The organism is Salinibacterium hongtaonis, from assembly GCF_003065485.1.
GTDB lineage: Bacteria > Actinomycetota > Actinomycetes > Actinomycetales > Microbacteriaceae > Homoserinimonas > Homoserinimonas hongtaonis.
The window spans coordinates 1,725,428-1,746,126 of record NZ_CP026951.1; the positions used below are offsets into that span (position 1 = coordinate 1,725,428).

Here is a 20,699-nt window from a genome sequence, read left to right on the forward strand (position 1 = left end):
CGAGTTCGTCTCATGTCGCGCACGCTGAGGTGACGGCGAGGCTGAGACCCTCGCTGGAACCGCGGATACTGGCGGAGTGGACACGATCGGTCCTTGGTTCGGCGACGCGCCAGATGTCGGTGCCCATGGCTCGGTCGTAGGGCTGCAGACCTGTTTCAGACCAGTGTGCGGTGACTCGTGCGAAGGCCGACTCGAGACCGTCGGAGAGGGAGGACAGCGGCAGGAGCGTGAAAGCGCGGATCTGCATACCTACCCCGTCAGCACAGCTCTCTTCGCGAGAGTCGACGTCAGCGGTACCTGCTGCGGCCAGAACGGTCTCCTCAAGAAAGCTGATCGCTCCGGACCTCTCCGCGGTGAGATTCGGGGCACTGGAGGGCTCCGGATTGCGCTGAGGTTCGTCATTCGGTGGAGAAGAGCCCAGGGGAAGGCCGAGCCAACCGGACACCCGCTCCTCGGAGTCCGCGCTCGTGACGGTGAAAGCTACTCGACGAGCCTGCCCGCGATCAGCGGCATCGTCTGGTGTCCTGGCGAGGGCCTCGGCCATCCGTCCGACATCATCGCTCATAACGTTCAGCGAGGCCCTTTCTGTGGGCGCGCCCGCAGCAAAGTAAAGGTGGGACACCGCCGGGTCGTCGCTGAGGGATTCAAACAGTGCGATCAGTGCGGCGCCCGGCTCGAGATCGGTGACGCTGATCGTGACGTCGGCTCGCGTCACGCTGAGCCGGTCGGTCCCGGCCGCGGGGCGCGCCAACGCGATACCTTCGCTCAACGATGCCTGGCGCTCAAGGTCTATGTTTCGCCGGAGGGGAGTCAGAGAAACATAGGCGACCTGTGGCGAGCGTCGGAGAGTGTCGGCGAACTCAACCTCAGCAGCATCCAGAGCGTCCACCACAGTCGCGGCCACCCCCTCCCCAGCAGGGAGCTCCAACGTCGTTGTGAGCTCCGCTCCCCTCACTCCGGGGACGGCTGCCTCCCTCAGAGCGCCTGCGAGCTCGAGGTCCGTGCCGACGGCCGTAACGAGCACTCGGGCCAGCCAGTCACGTGGCTGGTCTTTGGGATCGACCTGGCCGAGCGAAGCTTCAACCGTCGAAACGCCTGGCAGATCTCGGAACCGATTCTCGAGCTCGGTGAGCGACTCACGAGCCCCCTGGGGTGGCGTCGCCGGGGGAAAGCACGCGCTCAAGCACAGCGCTGCGGCCACGATCGCGAACACCCTGGTCCACCGCTTCGCCCCTCTTGGTTTCACGTCGCCAGCGTAGAGCCTTCGCTTGGGGACAATCAGCAGTGGAACCAGGGCGTTCAATAAATGCCAATGGATAAATGCACTAAAGGACCCTAAACGATCGTGCGGAGCGCCCGTCATCGTCGAACCTGCCGATCGAGCCAGCATCGAGTCTCCTTCTGAGGGCCCCGGCTCATGTGCGTTCTGTGGCTGGCCCTACAGTGGCGGGCTCGTATAGAGCCTCGTACTGCAACCCGCTTCTCCTGGCTCGATCCACATCGGGTCGAACCCAACCCTCTCGATCGCCCCATCGGCGCCACGGACAGCGACGATGCATTCGCGCTCGGATGGCACCCCGACAGCGGCGACGAGCACCTCTCCAACGGAGTCCGACTCGACGGTGATGAAATCTTGCGGAAATGCCACGCGCAGGTCGGCAGCCAAAGACCCCGACGTGGCGTACGTCAGCACGCGGGAGATGGTCGCCTGGGCGTCAGCCGGTAATGCGGGAGGCGGATCCGGGACCGGCAGGGCGGGAGCAGCGTCGTTGGTGCAGACAATTTCATCGAACTTGAGGGTGTCGTAGAAGCGGCTGCCAACGACGTGGTAGCGATAGCACCGCGTCGCCGAGCCGGGCCCATACGACGCCTCAAAAATGCGTGTCGCCGAGTGCGCGGGGACGTCAATAGTGATCCGAACGTCGATCTCGGCGCCGTCGCCGGACCCGGATGTGCCCGACCACGCGAGGGCCTCGACCCGTATCCCTCTCGAAGGGTCGTTGCTAGCTGCGATGTGTTCTACGACAAACCAGTCCGCCTCACGGGAGAAGATCACGGGCGGCGTCATGGCGGTGCCCATCTCCTCGGCGAGTTGCTGCGCCTGCTCCGCAGCTATTGAATCGCCGCGTGGCGGAGCGGATGCGCAAGCGGTGCTCGATGCCGCAGCCGCGGCCACGAGAACGATCCAAGCCGCACCGCGCGCCCAGGGCAGACGCAGCATTCTTCGCTCGCCGCTTCGCATGCGCACAGCGTAGCGGCGAACCCCTGCTGAAGTGCGCCCGCATTCGCCTCAAAACCCTTGAGTTCTGAGACAGCTGGGTTACGAGAACAACCATGGCCCTTTAGGCACAGGGCACCATGCGCCGAAAGTCCGGTGGTCTGCCGGCGCACTCTAGGTTGCGTGATCACCTAGGTGGCCTTACCATCTAGCCATGAATGACGATAGCGAGTGGCCGACGGACTGGCTTCGGGCCGTGTTGTCACCGGCCGTACTCAGGGTGCTGGCCGACGGTCCGACCTACGGCTACGCAATCTCAGCACGCCTGGAAGCAGCAGGCTTCGGGAAGGTGAAAGGCGGCACTTTATACCCACTTCTTGGGCGGCTCGAAGTCGCCGACCTCGTTCGTACCGAGTGGCGTGCGGGCGAAGCCGGACCTGGACGCAAGTACTACGAGCTCACTCCCGGCGGTAAAGCGAGCCTTGCCGAGCAAGCCGAGCGCTGGACCCGCTTCGTCACCGTCACTGAATTGCACTTACAGACCACAACGGAGGAACAGCATGACTGACCGCAGCCTTGAAGCGGAGTTTGCCCCGGACATCGATGCACAGTGGGCGGGGGACTTTATCCTCGAGGCGCGCCTTCTCGACGTGCCGGGTGACCGGATCGGTGATTCCCTTAACGACGTGAATACGCACTGCCGCGACGCGCGCGAAGCAGCGGATATAGCGTTTGGTGACCCCACGGAGTACGCGCGGGTTATAGCTGCGCAGAGCACCCCCTCGACCACCCGGTGGCTCCCTCTCCTAGGGCCAACTAGCTTGCAGATCATCGGCGTCGTTCTCGGACTTCACGGCGTCGGCGGTTGGGTCACGGGGAACGCTCATCCGCTTACCTGGAGCACAGGAGCCATGCTCATCGCACTCATCGGAGGCGTTTCGTTGCTCTCCGTTGCGCTCTCGCGTTCCCTGCGAGCGATCGTACGTCGCCCGTTCATCGGTGCACTCTTGGTTGGAGTTGCCGGCGCCCTCCTGTTCGCAGGGCCATATCTACTGCTTCTCATAGAGACGCCCCCGCTGCCGCTGCCTACGGGTCTCGTCTTCGCACTCGGCATCACCATTCTGGTGATCGGAATCGGCCTTGCCGTAGCGACCGCAAGAACAGGGAACGTCGATGACCCGATCAGTGCACCGGGAATAGCCCCACGGTCGCGACGAGAAAAGTACCTAGTTGCCGGAGCCCCACTGGCCTGGCTAGTCGTGGGGGCGACGCTCATCATCCTCTTCGCCCCACGCTAGAGCACCGACAACCTACGGGACAGTGTCCTGTATGCCGATGAGGACGCGCCATGTTTCGAAACCCTTGGGATGCGAGACGTCTCGGCGCAGGTCCGCGCTCGTGGGAGCCCGATCCTCTCCTCGCTGGCGCGACGATTCTCGTAACTATGGCGCATAACCGGTGGAAGCCTTTTCGGTACGCAACCTCAGTTACGAGACACTCGGGCAAGGAGACACGCCGCCCCGACTAGCCCCCGAATTCGGGTCAGCCGGCTCGCGCAAGCACGTGATCCCGATTTTCCAAACTAGGTGGCAATTTTCCGAACTAGCGTGACAAGTGACAGAGTGCCCCCGGCAGGATTCGAACCTGCGACCAAGAGATTAGAAGGCTCCTGCTCTATCCCCTGAGCTACGGAGGCGACCCCCCAAGAATACCGCAGTAGCCGGGGATGGTTTCCGCTCTCCGCTCCGCGGTGCGCTCCCTACTCCCGGTCTTCTGGGTCCTCGAGCGCTTCGCTGTCGCGCGGGTCGTATACATAGGTCACGAAATAGGTGCCGCCCACTTCTCGCCAGTTTGTTGCGTCATAGTTGATCATGCTCTCCGCGCCCGACTCGGACGCGAGAACGGTGAGCGAGTCATCCCATGTTCCATCGGTGCTGATGCGCCGCTCCGATTGCCCGTCGCTCGGGCCACCGGCGTAAACAACGATGTACTCATCACCCTTAGCCAGGGCAGGCCGTGAATCAGTCATGCTCTCTTAGTACCACCGCGCGCCGCTGCTGTCAGGGGCCAACGATAGGATCGAACAATGGCTAGCACCGCAGACCGACTCGTCTGGATCGATTGTGAAATGACGGGGCTCGACCTCGAAAACGATGAACTGGTTGAAGTTGCGGTGGTGATCACCGACTACGACCTCCAGATCATCGATCCTGGATTCGCGATTGTGATCAAGCCCGATCAGTCGGCGCTCGACAATATGAACGACTTCGTGCGAACAATGCACGAGAAGTCAGGGCTGCTCGAAGAGATTCCGAACGGAGTCTCTCTGGCCGACGCAGAGTTCGCGGTGAACGAGTACATCCTGAAGCACGTACCCACTGCGGGCAAGGCGCCCCTGGCTGGCAACACCATCGGCACGGACCGTGCGTTCATCGCCAAGTACATGCCCCGGGTCGACAGCCACCTCCACTACCGCAACGTCGACGTCTCCTCCATCAAGGAGCTCGCACGCCGCTGGTTCCCCCGCGTCTACATCAACGCGCCAGAAAAGAACGGCGGGCATCGCGCTCTGGCCGACATCCTTGAGTCGATCCGTGAACTCGAGTACTACCGCCGATCCGTGTTCGTTTCTGACCCCGGGCCCACGACCGAAGAGCTGCAGCTCGTGTCGGCCTCCGTGGTGGAGAATTTCGCCTCCAGGTTGTAATACAATCGTCTAGTTGCCTTTTTCGCCCGGAGAAATCCGCGGAGAAAGCACATGGTGGGCGTAGCTCAGTTGGTAGAGCGCTGGCTTGTGGTGCCGGATGTCGCGGGTTCGAGTCCCGTCGTTCACCCCATCGAGGTAAAACTCAGAGAAACGGCTCGGCTTCGGCCGGGCCGTTTCTTGTTGTGCACGGCCGGCCGGAGCGAGCCGACCAGCGCGAGCGTGCACGAGGCAGCGCGCAGAGCGGCGCGGCGTGTGTCAGGCTGGAAGCATGCCCCGCATTGCCGAACGTTCGCAGCCGACCCTGTCGGTTGCATCCGACACACCCTGGGTCGCAATCGTCTGGAACGACCCGGTCAACCTCATGTCGTATGTCTCGTACGTATTCCGCAGTTACTTTGGCTACACCGCGGTCGAGGCCGAACGGCTGATGCTCGCGGTGCACCTCGAGGGCAAGGCCGTTGTGGCGTCGGGCACCCGCGAAGAGATGGAGCGCCATGTCGAAGCCATGCACGACTACGGCCTCTGGGCCACGCTCGCGAAGTCGGGAGAGTAACCGGTGAGGCGATTTGAACGCGAAGCCGACGGGAGCTTCGTCGCGCTGGCAGATGACGCAGAAATCGGCGTGCTGACAACGCTGGCGCGGCAAATTGCTGAGCTGCTGACCGAGCGTTCCCCCAGCGACCCCGCCGTGCTGCGCCTGCTTCCGGATGCTTACGCCGACGACGCCGAGGCAGCATCCGAATTCCGCCGCTTCACCGAGGCAGACCTCGCTGCCCGCAAGGCCAGCAACGCCCAGACGGTCGTCGAGACCCTGGAGTCGACCGGCGATGATGGGCGCATTCGGGTCGAGGCATCTCAGGCAATCGCCTGGCTTAAGACGCTCACCGACATCCGTCTTGTGCTCGCCGTTCGCCTCGACATCGACTCTGAGGACGACGACGACGGACGCGAGACCGACCCCATGATGCGGGACGTCTATGACTGGCTGGGCTTCGTGCAGAACTCGCTCGTCGAGGCTCTCGATGCTTGACATGGGCGAAGACGAGTTCGAGAAGCTTGTTGTTGACGAACTCGATCAGCTGCCCGATGACATGGTCGATGGGCTCGACAATGTGATCTTTGTCACGGAGGCCCGGCCGCCCAACGGCACGCTCGACACGCTCGGCGTCTATGAGGGGGTCGCCCTGACGGAACGGGGGACCTATGGCTATGGCGAGCTGCCGGACCGCATCGTGCTCTTTCGGGAACCGCTGCTGGCGATCTGCGACGACATCGGGCAGCTCCGGGACGAGATCCATGTGACCCTGGTTCACGAAATCGCGCACTTCTATGGAATCGACGACGCTCAACTTCACGAACTCGGCTGGGGCTGATCGCGAGCCTCGCCAGTCGTGGGCCTGGCTAGTCGTGGGGCTCTGGCCGCGGCGCCTGGGGACCGCTGCGTGGCCGGCCCGTAAGCAGCGCTGCTGGCCGGATGCTGTCCCGCCCGAATCGGCGCGTCACCCCGTCGACCGTGCGCTCTGCATCCCGCCAGCTCTCGTCCGCATCCCACAGCGACGGTTGTGCGCCACCCGCCGGCGCGAGGTTCTCGGCCCGCACTCCGATGAGGCGCACGGGCGGATGCTGCCCCACCGCCTCGTAGGCGGCCCTGGCCTCGGCATAGATCGTGCGAGCGAGGTCCGTGGGCGCCGCCAGCCGTCTGGCGCGGGTAATGGTGGTGAAGTCTCCGTATCGAAGCTTGAGGGAGATGGTGCCCGCCTCGCTCCCGGCCGCGCGCAGCCGAGCGGCAACCTTCGTTGACATTCGGAGAAGCTCTCGATTGAGCACGTCGTCGTCGTCGATATCTGTCTCGAAGGTCATCTCATGGCCGATGCTCTTCTCAACCCGGCCCGGGCTCACGGAGCGCGGGTCGATTCCATTGGAGAGCTCATACAGTTTGGTGCCGAGCGCATCGCCGAGGGTGCGCCTCAGCACCGCGAGCGGCGTATGCGCGATATCGCCGATGGTGTGCAGCGCCTGCCGAAGCAGGGTCGCCTCGGTGGCGGCTCCCACCCCCCAGAGCGCAGACACGGGCAAGGGGTGCAAAAACTCAAGGGTATGTGCGGCCGGGATGACGAGCAGCCCGTCGGGCTTGGCCCGTCCCGAGGCGAGCTTGGCCACGAACTTGGTTGAGGCCGCCCCCACAGAGCAGGCCAGCCCCGTCTCGTCGCGAACCCGCTGCCGAATCAGCTGTCCGACCTCGGCCGGGGTGCCCCGCACCCGACGGGCCCCCGCGACGTCGAGAAACGCCTCGTCGATGCCCAGCCGCTCCACCAACGGCGTCATATCGTCGAAGATCGCCATGACCTGGGATGAGAAGTGCTGATACTTCTCGAAGTGGGGTTCGAGCACGACCGCACGAGGGCAGAGCCGCATGGCCTGGCTGAGAGGCATCGCCGAGCGCACTCCGAACCGGCGAGCCGGATAGTTGGCGGCAGTCACCACCGAGCGAGCGGATTTGCCCGCGACCACGACGGGCTGGTCGACGAGATCGGGCCGGTCGAGTAGTTCGACCGAGGCGAAGAACGCATCGAGGTCGACATGCAAAATCGGGGAGGTGGTGCTGTCGACGGAGGCAGCACTGACCTGCCGCGCCGAACCGTCTTGCTTACTCACTGATTCAGGCTAGACCAGCCCGCCGACATCCGGATCCATGCCGGATGCGGCAGGGCCTACCACCCACTACGGCGTCTAGCCGATGCGGGCAGCGATCCACGCATAGGGGTCAACGGAATCGCCGCCGCCGGGGTGGATCTCGAAGTGAAGGTGCGGGCCCTGAGCGTTGCCGGTTGCCCCCACCAGACCAATCACCTGGCCGACGCCCACGCTGTCGCCAACGCTGAGCGTCATCGATCCCGCCTGGAAGTGGCCGTAGACGCTTGTTACGAGCTGGCCGCCGATGGTGTGGCTAATGGTCACCGATACGCCCATGGCGCCGGAGGATGAGGGGCTAGCGCTGCTGACGGTGCCCGAGGCCATAGCGCTCACCGGCGTGCCTGCGCCGGGGAAGATATCCATGCCGTGGTGAAAGTTTGAGTAACACGCTGCGCAGTCGCGGGGTCCGTAGCCGCTCGCGACAGCGCTGCCGAGGGGCAGGGGATACTGCAGGCCAGCGACCATAGCGACCGCGGGCGCCTTGGCGACGGGGGCAGCAGGCTTTGGCGCGCTGACAGCCGTGTAGGTGTCGCGCACCACGGGAACGATCGGCGTTGCCGCCACCGCAGCGATCGAGAGCGACTGCGCTGGTGGCTCGACCGCCGCCACCGCGGGTTGGACGGGTTGAGCTGCCGCAGGAAGCGCGACTCCCGCGATCGCAGCTATCAGCAGCGCTCCGGTCGTTGCCGCGAGACGAGTGCGCAGAGTCTTGACGGCGTGTACGCCGTGGAGGCGCCTTTGAAGAGCAGGAGCGAGCCGCGGCGGCGTGATTCCGCGGTGACGTGCTGCGGCCTTTTCTTCCGCTGGCGGCGCGGACGGCGCAGCGGGCACAGTGGGATTGAGGGGCACGGGTAAGCAGTCCTTAAGATTGTCGAAACCGGGCCTTCGGGTGCCGCGGCGATCGAACAAGCCAACCCGACGAACCTCCGTGAAACCTGAGTAGCTCACAGACTTCCGTCGAAATAGGTTGTCGCAACAAATTTTTGGGCCAATCGGGAATGCTGGCGCAGTCGATGCAGTTGCATGAATTCATGACTACATCAACATCTCTGCACCCCCAGTACATCGTCGGCACGTGGGCAATCGACCCCACCCACTCGACCATCGCCTTCAGCGTCAAGCACCTGATGATCAGCAAGGTCCGTGGCACGTTCGACACATTCTCTGGCACGATCACCACCGCCGAGAACCCGGCAGAGAGCACCATTGAGGCCTCGATCGACGTCGCGTCGGTCAACACCAACCAGGCCGACCGCGACAACCACCTGCGCACGGGTGACTTTTTCAAGACCGACGAGTTCCCCACCGCTGAGTTCCGCTCCACGAGCATCACGTTCGATGGCGACGACTTCACGGCAATCGGCGACCTGACCCTTCGCGGCGTCACCAAGCCCATCACCCTCACGGGCGAGTTCGGCGGAATCACGACCGACGCATACGGCCAGACCAAGGCGGCGGCCAGCGCCACCACCAAGATCAACCGCCACGACTTCGGTGTCTCCTGGAACGCCGCGCTTGAGGCCGGCGGAGTGACCCTCGGAGACGACATCACTCTCACGCTTGACCTGCAGGTTGCACTCGCGAAGTAACAGCACCCCCGCACGAACACTTCGGGCCTCCGCTATCGCGGGGGCCCGTTGTTCGTTGCGCGGCTAGCGTTCCGCTGCACACAGAGGCAGAGAGGAAGGGCACTTTCGAGAGCTATGGATGCTGCTGCGGCTCCTGATTGGCATGTGCCTGCGGTTCAAGCTGAAACGTCGAGTGCTCCACGTCGAAGTGGTCGGCAAGGCACTCGTTGAGAGCGCCGAGCAACGCTGAGGCTTGCTCCCCCGACGAGAAGACAGAGTCTTCGACCACCACGTGAGCAGAAAAGACGTTCTGCCCGGGCGTGACGGACCACACGTGCACATCATGCACGTCAACAACGCCGGGCTTGGAGAGCACATGCTCGCGAATGAGAGCAACGTCTGTGCCCCGAGGCACGCCTTGACTCAAAACGGCAACAACGTCGCGCAGAAGCGAGAAGACACGAGGCAGGATTAGCGCGGCAATTACGAGCGAGGCGATTGCATCGGCGAGTTCGAAGCCCGTCGCAAGGATGACGATCGCCGAGATGACGACGACGGCAGACCCCACCAGGTCGCCGAAGACCTCAAGGTAGGCGGCCCGCATGTTGATGGTCGACCGTGCTCCCCCGCGCAGCACGAGCAGCGCGGCAGCGTTCGCGAGCGCACCAATCGCGGCCACGATCAGCATGGGAACGCCCTGCACTTCCGACGGGTGCGGCTCAACGAACCGCGATACCGCCTCGACGAGAACGTAGACGACCACAGCGGTGAGGATAACGGCGTTGAGGAACGCGGCGAAGACCTCGACGCGGCGGTGACCAAATGTACGGCGGGCATTCGGTGGACGGGCGGCGATGACCGTGGCGATGAGGGCGATGACCAGTCCGGTCAGGTCTGAGAACATATGGCCGGCATCTGCCAGCAGCGAGAGCGACCCTGAGAGCCATGCTCCGATCGCTTCGACGACAAGAAAGACCGCAACGATGACGATGGCAATGACCAACCGTCGGCGATCGGTTATTCCGGCGCCGTGACTGTGGTCGTGATTGTGGTGCGTCATCGTCATCACTCTAGGACGATCGAGCCACCTTCTTTTCCTTCTTCGGCGCAGACCCCTTTGCGGACCCCTTTGCGGACCCCTTTGCGCTGCCCTTGGCGCTGCCCTTTCCGCCGTTCTTGGCACTGTTCTTGGGGCCAGCTTTGGAGCCGCTCTTTGCTCCACCTGCCCCGCCGGATCTGCTGCGTTCAACGCTTCGGCGGAGCGCCTCCATGAGGTCGATGACCTCCCCGCCTTCTCCCTCGCCCCGCTTGCCGAAGGTGGCCTCCGAATCGAACGCGTCACCCTCCTTGAGCTTGGCGTCGATCAGCTCGCGGAGCTGGGCCTGATACTCGTCAGTGAACTTGGACGGGTCAAAATCGGACTCGAATGACTCCACCAACGCAGCCGACATTTCGAGCTCCTTGGGCGAGATTCGAACAGGCTTATCCAGGGATGGGAACGTCGCCGTGCGAACTTCGTCGTCCCACAGCAGCGACTGGAGGATGAGCACATCGCCGCGCACTCGCAGAGCCCCGAGCCTGCTCTTTTGCCGAAGCGCGAACTGCACGATCGCGGTGCGCTCAGTTTGCTCCAGGGTGCGGCGAAGCAGGGCATACGCCTTGGTTGACGACGAATCCGGCTCAAGAAAATAGGTGCGCTCAAACATGATCGGGTCAATCTGTTCGGTCGGCACAAACTCGACGACGTCAATCTCCCTGCTTTTCTCCACGGGAAGCGCGGCAAAGTCCTCGTCGTTCAGCACGACCGTCTGCTCGCCGTCGTCGAACGCCTTATCGATATCGGCATAGTCCACGACCTCGCCACAGATCTCGCACCGGCGCTGATACCGAATCCGCCCGCCATCGGCCGCGTGCACCTGGTGCAACGGGATGTCGTGGTCTTCGGTTGCCGCATATACCTTGACGGGCACGTTAACGAGCCCGAAGGCGATCGCACCCTTCCAAATGGCTCTCATGCGGCCCATTCTCGACCGTTTGCCGTGCATCCGTAGCCTTTCGCAGGCAACGCCAAGCTGACCCCGTGCCGTGCTTCTTTCTGCTGCGATGGCCCGATAGCCTCGGGTCATGACCGACCGCCGCGACCCTGCCCCGCCTGACGCCGCAGCGAATCGCAGCTTCCTCGTCACCGACAAGCCGCACACCCCGGCTGGCACGCTCGCCATCGCTCTTTGTGGTGGCGCGCTGCTGGGCGCGGTCGCGTGGGCGCTCGCTGCAGCGCTGCCCTTCCCCTGGCACACTCTCGCCACGACGAGTGCCCTGTGGGGTCTCGTCGCGGCAGGCTTCGTGATTCTTCAACGCGCCTCTGGCACGCTCGCCGTCGTGACGGGGGCGCTCGCTCTTCTTGGCATGACCGGCACGTATGCGCTGCTAACCCAGGCGCCGCTGCGGTCGGCGGTGATCTATCTGGTCGTCGGCGCGATGGCCGGTGCCCTCTTTGGGCTCGCGGCATCGGTGCTTTCGTCGACACGGTGGCAAGATCAGACGTTTGCTGCGGGGGTGTTGGGCGGCATCGTGGGCGGCGAGGGCCTCTATGGCATTGCCGTCATTGATTCTGCGGGCCCCCAGTGGTGGACCGAACTCGCTCTTGGCCTGATCATCGCGGCCCTTATCGGTCGCGGGCGGCGGCGGATGCTGTCGGTCGCGACCGCGGCAATGGTGGCAGCCCTGCTCCTCAGCGCCTATAGCGCCTACGACTCACTAATGGTGGGTTAGCGCAGCTGCGAGCCCGCCGAGGCTTGGAATACGGAGAGAAAACGCGACCGTAGAGCGCGGCCGGAGGCACGATGGCCTCATGGCGACCCGAACCCACGACGATGAGCAGACCGTAAGCATCGACGGCAGAAAGCTCAGGATCACCCGGCTCGACAAGGTGCTCTACCCCGAGACCGGCACCACGAAGGCCGATGTGCTCGACTACTTTGTGCGCATCGCCGACACGATGATTCCGCACACCGCCGACCGCCCGGCCACGCGAAAGAGGTGGGTTCACGGCGTTGGCACGACCGACCAGCCGGGGCAGGTGTTTTTTCAGAAGAACCTCGACGCGTCGGCCCCCCACTGGATTGCGTCGCGGGAGATCCAACACCGCGACCACACCAACACGTACCCTCTGGTCAACGACAGAGCCACGCTGGCCTGGTTTGCACAAATGGCCGCCCTCGAGATCCATGTGCCGCAGTGGAGGTTCGGCCGCACGGGAGCGCACAGAAACCCTGACCGCTTTGTGCTGGACCTCGACCCCGGCGAAGGGGCGGGTCTGCAGGAGTGCGCCGAAGTCGCCAGGATTGCGCGCAGCATCCTGGTCGATATGGGGCTGGACCCGATGCCCGTGACCAGCGGCAGCAAAGGCATCCACCTCTATGCCGCACTGGACGAATCCCGCGACTCCGACGCAATCTCGGCGGTTGCCCACGAACTCGCCCGTGCGCTGGAGGCCGACCATCCCGACCTCATCGTGAGCGATATGAAAAAGGCACTCCGTGGAGGAAAGGTGCTGGTGGACTGGAGTCAGAACAACGCATCAAAGACCACGATCGCACCGTACTCGCTTCGGGGGCGATCACACCCGATGGTCGCCGCGCCGCGGACATGGGAGGAGCTTGATGACCCCCAGCTCCGTCATCTTGACTACACAGAAGTGCTTGAGCGTGTCGCCACGATGGGTGACCCGCTGGCCGGCCTGACCGCAGGACACTTCGACTCGCTGGAGCCGACCGCGGCCCATATGGCCACGTTCGCCGCGACCCCAGAAACAGAGAACCGACTGGAGAAGTACCGGAGCATGCGCAATGCGGCGAAAACCGCGGAGCCCATGGGCGACTCCCCCACCGCGACCCCCTCACCCGATGCCCCCACCTTCGTAATTCAGGAGCACCACGCCAGGCGGCTCCACTATGACTTTCGCCTCGAACACGACGGAGTGCTGGTGAGTTGGGCGCTGCCCAAAGGGGTACCAACGGATCCCGCCAAGAACCATCTCGCGGTGCAAACCGAGGATCATCCGCTGGACTACGGCGCCTTCGAAGGAACCATCCCTGCCGGCGAATATGGAGCAGGTGACGTGACCATCTGGGATTCCGGCACCTATGACCTCGAAAAGTGGCGCGAGGGCAAAGAGGTCATCGTCACCATCGACGGCGAGCGCCACGGCCGTCATCGGTACGCTCTCATCCACACCGGCGCCGAGCCGCAGACCTGGCTCATCCACCTGATGGAGAAGAACGGTTCCGCCCCGGCACCCAAACGAGCCGCATCCCGCACCGCGGCGCCAGCCCCCATGCTGGCAAGCGTCGCCGATTCCGGGCAGCTGGGGATGCTCGCTCATGACAAAGACGACTGGGCGTTCGAGATGAAGTGGGACGGCATCCGCTGCATCGCCACGGTCGAGGACGGGGAGGTTCGACTCACGAGTCGCAACGGCAACGACCTCACCGTCACCTACCCGGAACTTTCGGAGCTTGCGACCGCGGTCGAAGGCGACGCCGTGCTCGACGGCGAGATCGTAGCTCTCAACCGAAAGGGCCGGCCCGACTTCGGCACGCTTCAGCAACGGATGGGGGTCACCCGAGCAGCCGAGGTCGAGGCGGCCCGGGAGAAGAACCCCGTGCAGTTAATGGTGTTCGATGTGCTGCGTCAAGGCAATGAGTCACTCTTGCCGATGACCTACGACGTGAGACGAGAGCGTCTCCAGTCCGCGGTGACAGAGAACTCGACAATTAGAGTTCCCGATGCCTTCTCGGGGGATCTGGATGCCGCCATGGCGACGAGCATTGAGCTCGGTCTCGAAGGGGTAATGGCGAAACGGCGCACAAGCTCATACACGCCAGGACGCCGGTCCCGCAGCTGGATCAAGATCAAGCATCATCACACCCAGGAGGTTGTCATCGGCGGCTGGCGCCCGGGCAAGGGTGCGAGATCGGGTCTTGTCGGGTCTCTTCTTCTCGGAGTCCCTACGGATGAGGGACTGCGCTACGTCGGCAGAGTGGGAACCGGATTTACTGAGAAGCAGCTCGAGGCCGCCGCTGCCAAAATGCGAAGGCTCGAACGCAAGAGCTCACCATTCATCGAGGTGCCAGGTGCGGATGCCCGAGATGCGCACTGGGTCACACCCTCACTCGTCGGCGAGGTCGAGTTCTCCGAGTGGACGGCCACACAACGCCTCCGGCACCCGACGTGGCGAGGCTGGCGGCCCGACAAGGACCCAGACGATGTGACGATCGAGCAGCCGTGAGTGCCCTGCATAGGCGACGGTGCGCCCCGCAGCGGCAACTAGTTAAAGCGATTTGCCCTGCTAGAGCAGCTGATCCCGCGCGCTCGCGAGCGAGGAGAACTCCCCCACGATGCGACCATTGTGGTCAGTGACGCGATAGCCCGCGCCCCACAGCTTCTCGATGAGGCCCGCAAAGTCGGACTGGCGCTTGGCCACCCACACGCCCGCACCCATCTCCGTCCACAACAACTCGCTCGGAGCGGCTGCGTGGCGAGGACTATCGGCTTCGGCTGCGCGCGTGCCCCTGATGCGATTCGTTTCAACTAGTGGCGCCATGTCCATCACCCTCATCCTCGCCGCCTACCCCGCACGGGCGCAGCCGAGACCACGGATTCAGGCACCTCTGCCAACCCAAGACTCGCCAACGCTGCCGTTCAGGTGCCGACCCGATTCGACACCGTGAGGCAAAAGTACCCCCGGATGGGGGCGATCGACAACCGGGAAGTGGCTGAGAGTAGCCCGCCGAATTGTGCGAGCGGAGGGGCACAGCGGGCGCTAATCCGGCACCGGTCGGCGAACCACCGTGGGGCGGCTAGCGTTAACGGGTGATTCCCTTTCGCTCCCCCGGTGCCCGCATCCGCCAGTCGATTGCGCGGGCGGCTGACCGTGCGGGGCACACCCTTGATTCGCACCAGGAAGCCGTCGCCGATGCGCTGGCCGAATTTGGCGCTGGGTTGCCGGCAGATCGCAGTGCCGGGTGGCAGGGGCTTTATGTGTGGGGCACGGTCGGGCGCGGCAAAACGTGGCTCGCCGACGCCTTCTTTGACGCCGTGGAGGTCGAGAGCAAACGCCGCGTGCACTTTCACTCGTTCTACCGTCAGCTGCAGCTCGACCTGTATCGCAATGGAATCCCCCAGCCCGGCGCGATCGACACGGCAATAGACGAACTCGTCGATGGCGTCGACCTGCTCTATTTCGACGAGTTCCATTTGCACGATGCCGGCGATGCGACCCTCGCACTTCGGGTACTTCGAGACCTCGAGACCCGCCGCGTTCCCCTTCTCGCCACGTCGAACTATCCCCCTTCTGGCCTATTGCCGGACGAGATGTTTCACCACCTTTTTGAGCCCGGGATCGACCTTATTGAACGCAACCTCACCGTCGTGGCCGTCGATGGCGCAACCGACTACCGCAGGGTCGAACGTGCCGACGACCGCCGCCACGGGTTCTCTCAGGGCTCATGGCAACGCTCAGCGCCGGAGCCGACCCCTGAGCCAGAAGAGCTGCAGGCGCTCACGAGTGGGGGTCGAACGTTCACGGCTCGACGGGCTGACGCCACTCAGCTGTGGTTTACGTTCGCGGATCTCTGTGAGGCCCCAACCTCGGCCGGGGACTACCTCTCATGGGCAGAGAGGTGGAACGACTGGGTTATCGAGGCAGTCCCTCGACTCACGACGTGCAGCCCGCAAGCGCGGCAGCGCTTTCTCAATCTGGTCGATGTGCTCAATGACCGCGGCATCCGCACGACGTTCGTCAGCGACCTCACCCCCGAGCAGGTGCTTGAAGGTGGGCCGAAACCGACCGTTCGCGGAGCGGCTGCCGATCGCGAAGAAATGGGGCTCGGCCTAGACGGTCTGCCCATAGATGTTGCCCGCACCGCGAGCAGGCTCGCCCTACTCCGGCGCGAGGGGTAGCCCCGCTCACGGCGACCGCCACCTCACACTGACTTAGAGTTGTCAGGTGAACCCGCAGCCCGCACAGTACGAAACCGCCCGTCCCTGGCTCGCCAGCTATGCCCCGGACGTGCCCCACGAAATCCCTCTCCCCACCGGTAGCCTCCTCGACATTGTCGAGAGTTCTGTGCAGGAGTTCCCCGACCTCGTCGCCCTCGAGTTCTTTACCGCGACCACGACGTATGCCCAGCTCGGCGAGCAAATCAACCGGGCGGCCGAAGGGCTCCGTGCCCTCGGAGTGAAGGCGGGCGACCCCGTTGCTCTCGTGCTGCCGAACTGCCCTCAGCACATTGTCGCGTTCTACGCGGTGCTCCGGCTCGGCGCCATCGTGGTTGAGCACAACCCGCTTTACACCGCCCCAGAGTTGCGCCATCAGTTCGAAGACCACAGGGCCAAAGTGGTTATCGCGTGGGACAAAGTGGTCGCGAACATTCAGAACTTTCCCTCCGACCTTGCGGTCGACGCGATCGTGTCAGTCGACATCACTCGCGCCATGCCGCCACTCACGAGGGTTGCCCTGCGCATGCCCATTCCGAGCGTTCGCGAGACCAGATCTGGCCTCACCACATCGGTCTCGGGCACTGTTGCGTGGCAGACGCTCGTGAAGTCCGACCCCATCTCTGCGGATGTTCCCAAGCCGTCGGTCAACGACGTCGCCGTCATTCAGTACACGAGCGGCACAACAGGGCGACCGAAGGGGGCCACGCTCACCCACCTGAACCTCAGCGCGAACGCCGCCCAGGCGCGGGCCTGGACCCCCACGATTCCCCGAGGAACGGCCGTGGTGTACGCGGTTCTGCCCATGTTCCACGCCTACGGCCTGACGCTGTGTCTCACGTTTGCCATGAGCATCGGCGCCCGCCTGGTCCTGTTCCCCAAGTTCGACCCGGCGCTCGTGCTCAAGGTCATCCGCAAGCATCCGCCGACCTTTCTGCCGGCGGTGCCCCCGATCTATGAACGACTGCGTGCCGCAGCGAATGAGACCGGCGCATCGCTCGACGGCATTCACATCGCAATCTCCGGCGCCATGCCCCTCACGACAGCGCTCGTTGAGCCATGGGAGGCCGCGACAGGAGGCTACCTCGTTGAGGGCTACGGCCTGTCTGAGACGGCCCCGGTGTTGATGGCGAACCCCGTGCACAGCAACCGCAAGGCCGGCACTGTCGGCCTGCCGCTGCCCAACACCGAGGTGCGCGTCGTCGACCCCGAACAGCCCACGATCGACAGGGCCAGTGGCGAGGCGGGCGAACTGATCGTTCGCGGCCCGCAGGTGATGAGCGGCTATTGGAAGAAACCCGAAGAGACCGCGGCCGTGTTCGTCGCAGACCCCCACGGCGGAGCACCCTGGTTTCGCACGGGCGATATTGTGGCGCTGGACTCCGACGGATTTGTGCGCATCGTGGACCGCATCAAGGAACTGATCATCACCGGCGGCTTCAACGTGTCGCCCAGCGAGGTCGAGGACGCACTCAAGAGCCACCCCGATGTCGTCGACGCCGCCGTTGTCGGCCTGCCGAGCGATCACAGCGGCGAGGATGTCGTCGCCGTTGTCGTGCTGCGCGCCGGTGCTGTTTTTGATGCCGAGTCCGTGCGCGACCATGGCCGCACACTGCTGACGCCCTACAAGGTTCCCCGCCGCGTTGTCTCGGCCGACGAACTGCCCAAGTCCCTGATCGGCAAGACGCTGCGGCGGGTGGTGCGCGATAACCTGCTGAAATGAGCAGCGAAGCCCAGACGCCCGAAGCCCGTTACATTCTTGCCATCGACCAGGGGACCACAAGCTCCCGTGCCATGATCTTCGATCACAGCGGCGATGTCGTGAGCGCAGGGCAGCGAGAGCACCGGCAGATCCTGCCCCGCGCTGGATGGGTCGAGCACGACCCCATGGAGATCTGGGGCAATGTGCGCGAGGTCATCGGGCTCGCCCTTGCCAAGGCCGACCTGACCCGCCACGACATCTGCGCAGTCGGCATCACCAACCAGCGCGAAACGGCCATCGTGTGGGACAAGAACACCGGCAAGCCTGTTTACAACGCGATCGTGTGGCAAGACACCCGCACCCAGTCGATCATCGATCGGCTGGCTGAGGATGGTGGCCTCGACCGTTTCATCGAGGCCACGGGGCTCCCACTGAGCACCTACTTCTCGGCCACGAAGATCGCCTGGATTCTCGAGAACGTCGAAGGTGCGCGGGAGCGGGCCGAAAACGGAGACCTTCTATTTGGCACCCCAGATACCTGGGTGCTCTGGAACCTCACGGGCGGCAGGCGCGGCGGGGTGCACGCCACGGACGTGACGAACGCGAGCCGAACCCTGCTACTCGACCTGCACACCCTGCAGTGGCGAGACGACATCCTCGAAGCGTTCGACATCCCCCGCACGATGCTGCCTGAGGTGCGGTCCTCAGCGGAGATCTATGGCCACGCGTCGTCGTCAAGCCTGCTCCGCGAGACGCCTATCGCCGGCATCCTCGGAGACCAGCAGGCGGCAACATTCGGTCAGGCTGCGTTCTCCGCGGGGGAAGCCAAGAACACCTACGGCACAGGCAACTTTCTCATCGTCAACACGGGAACCGAGCCGGTGCGCAGCACGCACGGGCTGCTCACGACCATCGCCTACAAGCTCGGCGACGCCGAGACCCACTACGCGCTTGAGGGATCGATTGCCGTTACTGGCTCCCTCGTTCAATGGCTGCGCGATAACCTCGGCATCATCGGTTCGGCACCCGAGGTCGAATCTCTCTCCCTCTCGGTTGACGACAACGGCGGTGCTTACTTCGTTCCTGCGTTCTCGGGGCTCTTCGCACCCCACTGGCGGCCGGATGCTCGCGGCGCGCTCGTTGGCCTTACGCGCTTTGTGAACAAGGGCCACATTGCCAGGGCTGCGCTGGAATCGATCGCGTATCAAACACGTGAGGTTCTGGATGCCGCAACGGCAGATACCGAGGCCACGCTCACAGAGCTCAAGGTCGACGGCGGTGCGACGGAAAACTCAACGCTGCTGCAGTTTCAGGCCGACATCCTGGGCATACCGGTGGTGCGACCAAATATCGGCGAGACGACAGCTCTGGGGGCAGCGTATGCGGCCGGTCTCGCGACGGGCTTCTGGAGCGACCTCGACGAACTGCGATCCAAATGGCAGGAGGGCCGCCGATGGGAGCCCACCATGGCTCCAGAGGAGCGCGACAGACTCAACCGCAATTGGAACAAAGCGGTGAAGCGCACGCTCGGCTGGGTCGACGACGACGTTCGTTAGCAGACCTCGGTGCGAGCGCTCTGCCCGTGGCGATCGAGCTGTTGGCGATCGAGCTGTTGGCGATCGAGCCGCCGTTAGCGATCGAGCTCTTAGCGGTCGACGCGCTTGAGCACGTGGACGGGGATTGCCACGGCGATGGCCACCGCAATAATGCCGCCCAGGAACATGATGAGCTCAAAGCCGGACACTGCTGAGGCGTAACCCATCAGCGCGAGTCCACCGAGGAAGATCACGAAAGAAAACACGAAGGCGACGACGTTCATGCTTCGACTTTAGCGCCCCCTGGGGCTCTCGCAGACACAGAGGCGCGCGGATGGGCTATTCCTCGGTGACAAAGTCGATGAGTTGCTCGACTCGCCCCAGCAACACCGGCTCAAGATCTGCGTAGTTTCGAACGGTTCCCAGGATGCGCTTCCATGCCATGGCAATATCGGCTTGTTCTTCGTGAGGCCAGCCCAGGGCATCGCAGATGCCCTTCTTCCACTCGATGCTGCGAGGGATAACAGGCCACCGTTCCAGGCCGACCCTGGCCGGCTTCACCGACTGCCAGATATCCACGTAGGGATGCCCCACGACGAGAACGTTCGCACCGGACGGACCCCGCGCCACAGCGTCGGCAATGCGACTCTCCTTCGATCCCGCGACCAGGTGGTCGACAAGAACACCCAGTCGACGCTCTCGGGTGGGGGCGAAGTCGCGCACGATCGCGTCGAGATCGTCGACGCCTTCGAGATATTCCACCGCGACACCTTCGATGCGAAGGTCGTGACCCCATACCTTCTCAACGAGTTCTGCATCATGGCGGCCCTCAACGAAGATGCGGCTACCCCTCGCCACCCTCGCCTTGTGGTCAGTGACGGCAAAAGAGCCCGATGCGGAGCGCAGCGTGCCCGCAGCAGCAGTCTTCTCGGGGCCGTGAGCACAACAGGTTTGCCCTCGAGAAGAAATCCCGGTCCCAGAGGAAAGAGGCGCACCTTTCCTGCATAGTCCTCGAGCTGCACATGGCGACCATCGATGCCGACGACGGCTCCGCAGTATCCCGTATCGGCCCACTCGATGACCAAATCGTTGTCCGCGGCGACGCTCGGAACAGGAGCCGGGCCTCGCCGACGAGAGAAGTCCGCGAGCACGTCGGCGCTGTATCGATCGGGTCCGAAGTTATCGTCGTTCACCCTTTGAGGGTATCCGCTGGCCCCTTCCCGCAATATCAGCCACGGCCGGCCCACACCACCGAGCTCCCCCGCGAGCGGTCGCC

At 64.0% G+C, this 20,699-nt stretch carries 21 protein-coding genes, 2 tRNA genes and 1 pseudogene; 13 read left to right on the forward strand and 11 right to left on the reverse strand.

What is annotated here, in order from left to right; translation table 11 throughout:
• Nucleotides 1-10: 10 nt before the first annotated feature.
• Together C2138_RS08275 and C2138_RS08280 are read right to left on the reverse strand one after the other, a co-directional pair.
• Entirely contained in the window at nt 11-1,246 is a 1,236-nt protein-coding gene (locus C2138_RS08275; RefSeq protein ID WP_159078180.1) for a hypothetical protein, read from the reverse strand.
• Nucleotides 1,247-1,438: 192 nt separating this feature from the next.
• Nucleotides 1,439-2,242 carry a hypothetical protein gene (locus C2138_RS08280; RefSeq protein ID WP_159078181.1) on the reverse strand — a complete coding sequence of 268 codons (804 nt, stop codon included), beginning with the start codon at nt 2,240-2,242 and terminating at the stop codon, nt 1,439-1,441.
• Between the two features lie 190 nt (nt 2,243-2,432).
• Between C2138_RS08280 and C2138_RS08285 the strand changes: the two genes are divergently transcribed.
• A complete protein-coding gene (locus tag C2138_RS08285; RefSeq protein ID WP_108516996.1) occupies nt 2,433-2,786 on the forward strand; it encodes a PadR family transcriptional regulator in 354 nt (117 codons plus the stop codon).
• The gene (locus tag C2138_RS08290; protein ID WP_108516998.1) at nt 2,779-3,516 is read left to right on the forward strand and encodes a hypothetical protein; all 738 of its coding nucleotides are present in this window, start codon (nt 2,779-2,781) and stop codon (nt 3,514-3,516) included. The genes C2138_RS08285 and C2138_RS08290 overlap by 8 nt, the downstream gene beginning before the upstream one ends.
• A gap of 325 nt (nt 3,517-3,841) precedes the next feature.
• Here the strand turns inward: C2138_RS08290 and C2138_RS08295 are convergent.
• Nucleotides 3,842-3,914, reverse strand: a tRNA-Arg gene (locus tag C2138_RS08295).
• Between the two features lie 63 nt (nt 3,915-3,977).
• Nucleotides 3,978-4,247, reverse strand: coding sequence for an oligoribonuclease (locus C2138_RS08300; RefSeq protein WP_108517000.1), 270 nt, complete (start codon nt 4,245-4,247; stop codon nt 3,978-3,980).
• Nucleotides 4,248-4,304: 57 nt separating this feature from the next.
• Here C2138_RS08300 and orn point away from each other — a divergent pair, with 57 nt between their 5' ends.
• The 5 genes from orn (at nt 4,305) to C2138_RS08325 (ending at nt 6,298) form a co-directional block, all read left to right on the forward strand.
• Nucleotides 4,305-4,925, forward strand: a complete 621-nt coding sequence (gene orn, locus C2138_RS08305) for an oligoribonuclease (protein WP_108517002.1) — start codon at nt 4,305-4,307, stop codon at nt 4,923-4,925.
• Between the two features lie 54 nt (nt 4,926-4,979).
• Nucleotides 4,980-5,055 (forward strand) — tRNA-His (locus tag C2138_RS08310).
• A gap of 138 nt (nt 5,056-5,193) precedes the next feature.
• Nucleotides 5,194-5,478 (forward strand): ATP-dependent Clp protease adapter ClpS, encoded by a 285-nt coding sequence (gene clpS, locus C2138_RS08315; RefSeq protein ID WP_108517004.1) that lies wholly within the window; start codon nt 5,194-5,196, stop codon nt 5,476-5,478.
• 3 nt (nt 5,479-5,481) lie between these two features.
• A complete protein-coding gene (locus C2138_RS08320; protein WP_241961082.1) occupies nt 5,482-5,955 on the forward strand; it encodes a DUF2017 family protein in 474 nt (157 codons plus the stop codon).
• Nucleotides 5,948-6,298: a metallopeptidase family protein gene (locus C2138_RS08325; protein ID WP_108517006.1), complete on the forward strand. Its 351-nt coding sequence runs from the start codon at nt 5,948-5,950 to the stop codon at nt 6,296-6,298. The genes C2138_RS08320 and C2138_RS08325 overlap by 8 nt, the downstream gene beginning before the upstream one ends.
• Nucleotides 6,299-6,326: 28 nt before the next feature.
• Here C2138_RS08325 and dinB read toward each other — a convergent pair whose 3' ends face one another.
• Both dinB and C2138_RS08335 read right to left on the reverse strand, forming a co-directional pair.
• Nucleotides 6,327-7,580: a DNA polymerase IV gene (gene dinB / locus C2138_RS08330; protein WP_108517008.1), complete on the reverse strand. Its 1,254-nt coding sequence runs from the start codon at nt 7,578-7,580 to the stop codon at nt 6,327-6,329.
• A 75-nt stretch (nt 7,581-7,655) separates the two neighbouring features.
• Nucleotides 7,656-8,468 carry a M23 family metallopeptidase gene (locus tag C2138_RS08335; protein ID WP_159078182.1) on the reverse strand — a complete coding sequence of 271 codons (813 nt, stop codon included), beginning with the start codon at nt 8,466-8,468 and terminating at the stop codon, nt 7,656-7,658.
• Between the two features lie 182 nt (nt 8,469-8,650).
• Between C2138_RS08335 and C2138_RS08340 the strand changes: the two genes are divergently transcribed.
• Nucleotides 8,651-9,208, forward strand: coding sequence for a YceI family protein (locus C2138_RS08340; RefSeq protein ID WP_108518957.1), 558 nt, complete (start codon nt 8,651-8,653; stop codon nt 9,206-9,208).
• A gap of 112 nt (nt 9,209-9,320) precedes the next feature.
• Here C2138_RS08340 and C2138_RS08345 read toward each other — a convergent pair whose 3' ends face one another.
• Entirely contained in the window at nt 9,321-10,247 is a 927-nt protein-coding gene (locus C2138_RS08345; protein WP_108518959.1) for a cation diffusion facilitator family transporter, read from the reverse strand.
• 10 nt (nt 10,248-10,257) lie between these two features.
• On the reverse strand, nt 10,258-11,202 hold the full coding sequence (gene ku, locus C2138_RS08350; protein WP_108518961.1) for a non-homologous end joining protein Ku: 945 nt from the start codon (nt 11,200-11,202) through the stop codon (nt 10,258-10,260).
• 109 nt (nt 11,203-11,311) lie between these two features.
• Between ku and C2138_RS08355 the strand changes: the two genes are divergently transcribed.
• Nucleotides 11,312-11,959 (forward strand): DUF6518 family protein, encoded by a 648-nt coding sequence (locus C2138_RS08355; RefSeq protein WP_108517012.1) that lies wholly within the window; start codon nt 11,312-11,314, stop codon nt 11,957-11,959.
• Between the two features lie 79 nt (nt 11,960-12,038).
• Complete coding sequence (locus tag C2138_RS08360; RefSeq protein ID WP_108517014.1) at nt 12,039-14,477, forward strand: ATP-dependent DNA ligase; 2,439 nt, start codon at nt 12,039-12,041, stop codon at nt 14,475-14,477.
• Nucleotides 14,478-14,537: 60 nt separating this feature from the next.
• Here the strand turns inward: C2138_RS08360 and C2138_RS08365 are convergent, their stop codons facing one another.
• Nucleotides 14,538-14,792 carry a hypothetical protein gene (locus tag C2138_RS08365; protein ID WP_146181266.1) on the reverse strand — a complete coding sequence of 85 codons (255 nt, stop codon included), beginning with the start codon at nt 14,790-14,792 and terminating at the stop codon, nt 14,538-14,540.
• A 269-nt stretch (nt 14,793-15,061) separates the two neighbouring features.
• Here C2138_RS08365 and zapE point away from each other — a divergent pair, with 269 nt between their 5' ends.
• From zapE to glpK, 3 genes are read left to right on the forward strand one after another with little or no spacing between them, the layout of a single operon-like run.
• Complete coding sequence (zapE, locus tag C2138_RS08370; protein ID WP_108517018.1) at nt 15,062-16,150, forward strand: cell division protein ZapE; 1,089 nt, start codon at nt 15,062-15,064, stop codon at nt 16,148-16,150.
• A gap of 46 nt (nt 16,151-16,196) precedes the next feature.
• Entirely contained in the window at nt 16,197-17,909 is a 1,713-nt protein-coding gene (locus tag C2138_RS08375; protein WP_108517020.1) for a long-chain-fatty-acid--CoA ligase, read from the forward strand.
• Complete coding sequence (gene glpK / locus C2138_RS08380) at nt 17,906-19,444, forward strand: glycerol kinase GlpK (protein ID WP_108517021.1); 1,539 nt, start codon at nt 17,906-17,908, stop codon at nt 19,442-19,444. The genes C2138_RS08375 and glpK overlap by 4 nt, the downstream gene beginning before the upstream one ends.
• An 89-nt stretch (nt 19,445-19,533) precedes the next feature.
• Here glpK and C2138_RS13740 read toward each other — a convergent pair whose 3' ends face one another.
• Nucleotides 19,534-19,707 carry a hypothetical protein gene (locus C2138_RS13740; protein ID WP_199220404.1) on the reverse strand — a complete coding sequence of 58 codons (174 nt, stop codon included), beginning with the start codon at nt 19,705-19,707 and terminating at the stop codon, nt 19,534-19,536.
• 55 nt (nt 19,708-19,762) lie between these two features.
• A pseudogene (locus C2138_RS08385) lies at nt 19,763-20,616 on the reverse strand (DUF3097 domain-containing protein).
• Nucleotides 20,617-20,699 lie beyond the last annotated feature (83 nt).

Coding starts and splice junctions, on each gene's coding strand:
- C2138_RS08280 (WP_159078181.1), bottom strand. CDS start 2,242: ATGCGAAGCGGCGAGCGAAGAATGCTGCGTCTGCCCTGGGCGCGCGGT.
- C2138_RS08285 (WP_108516996.1), top strand. CDS start 2,433: ATGAATGACGATAGCGAGTGGCCGACGGACTGGCTTCGGGCCGTGTTG.
- C2138_RS08290 (WP_108516998.1), top strand. CDS start 2,779: ATGACTGACCGCAGCCTTGAAGCGGAGTTTGCCCCGGACATCGATGCA.
- C2138_RS08300 (WP_108517000.1), bottom strand. CDS start 4,247: ATGACTGATTCACGGCCTGCCCTGGCTAAGGGTGATGAGTACATCGTT.
- orn (WP_108517002.1), top strand. CDS start 4,305: ATGGCTAGCACCGCAGACCGACTCGTCTGGATCGATTGTGAAATGACG.
- clpS (WP_108517004.1), top strand. CDS start 5,194: ATGCCCCGCATTGCCGAACGTTCGCAGCCGACCCTGTCGGTTGCATCC.
- C2138_RS08325 (WP_108517006.1), top strand. CDS start 5,948: ATGCTTGACATGGGCGAAGACGAGTTCGAGAAGCTTGTTGTTGACGAA.
- C2138_RS08340 (WP_108518957.1), top strand. CDS start 8,651: ATGACTACATCAACATCTCTGCACCCCCAGTACATCGTCGGCACGTGG.
- C2138_RS08345 (WP_108518959.1), bottom strand. CDS start 10,247: ATGACGCACCACAATCACGACCACAGTCACGGCGCCGGAATAACCGAT.
- ku (WP_108518961.1), bottom strand. CDS start 11,202: ATGAGAGCCATTTGGAAGGGTGCGATCGCCTTCGGGCTCGTTAACGTG.
- C2138_RS08355 (WP_108517012.1), top strand. CDS start 11,312: ATGACCGACCGCCGCGACCCTGCCCCGCCTGACGCCGCAGCGAATCGC.
- C2138_RS08360 (WP_108517014.1), top strand. CDS start 12,039: ATGGCGACCCGAACCCACGACGATGAGCAGACCGTAAGCATCGACGGC.
- C2138_RS08365 (WP_146181266.1), bottom strand. CDS start 14,792: ATGGCGCCACTAGTTGAAACGAATCGCATCAGGGGCACGCGCGCAGCC.
- glpK (WP_108517021.1), top strand. CDS start 17,906: ATGAGCAGCGAAGCCCAGACGCCCGAAGCCCGTTACATTCTTGCCATC.
- C2138_RS13740 (WP_199220404.1), bottom strand. CDS start 19,707: ATGAACGTCGTCGCCTTCGTGTTTTCTTTCGTGATCTTCCTCGGTGGA.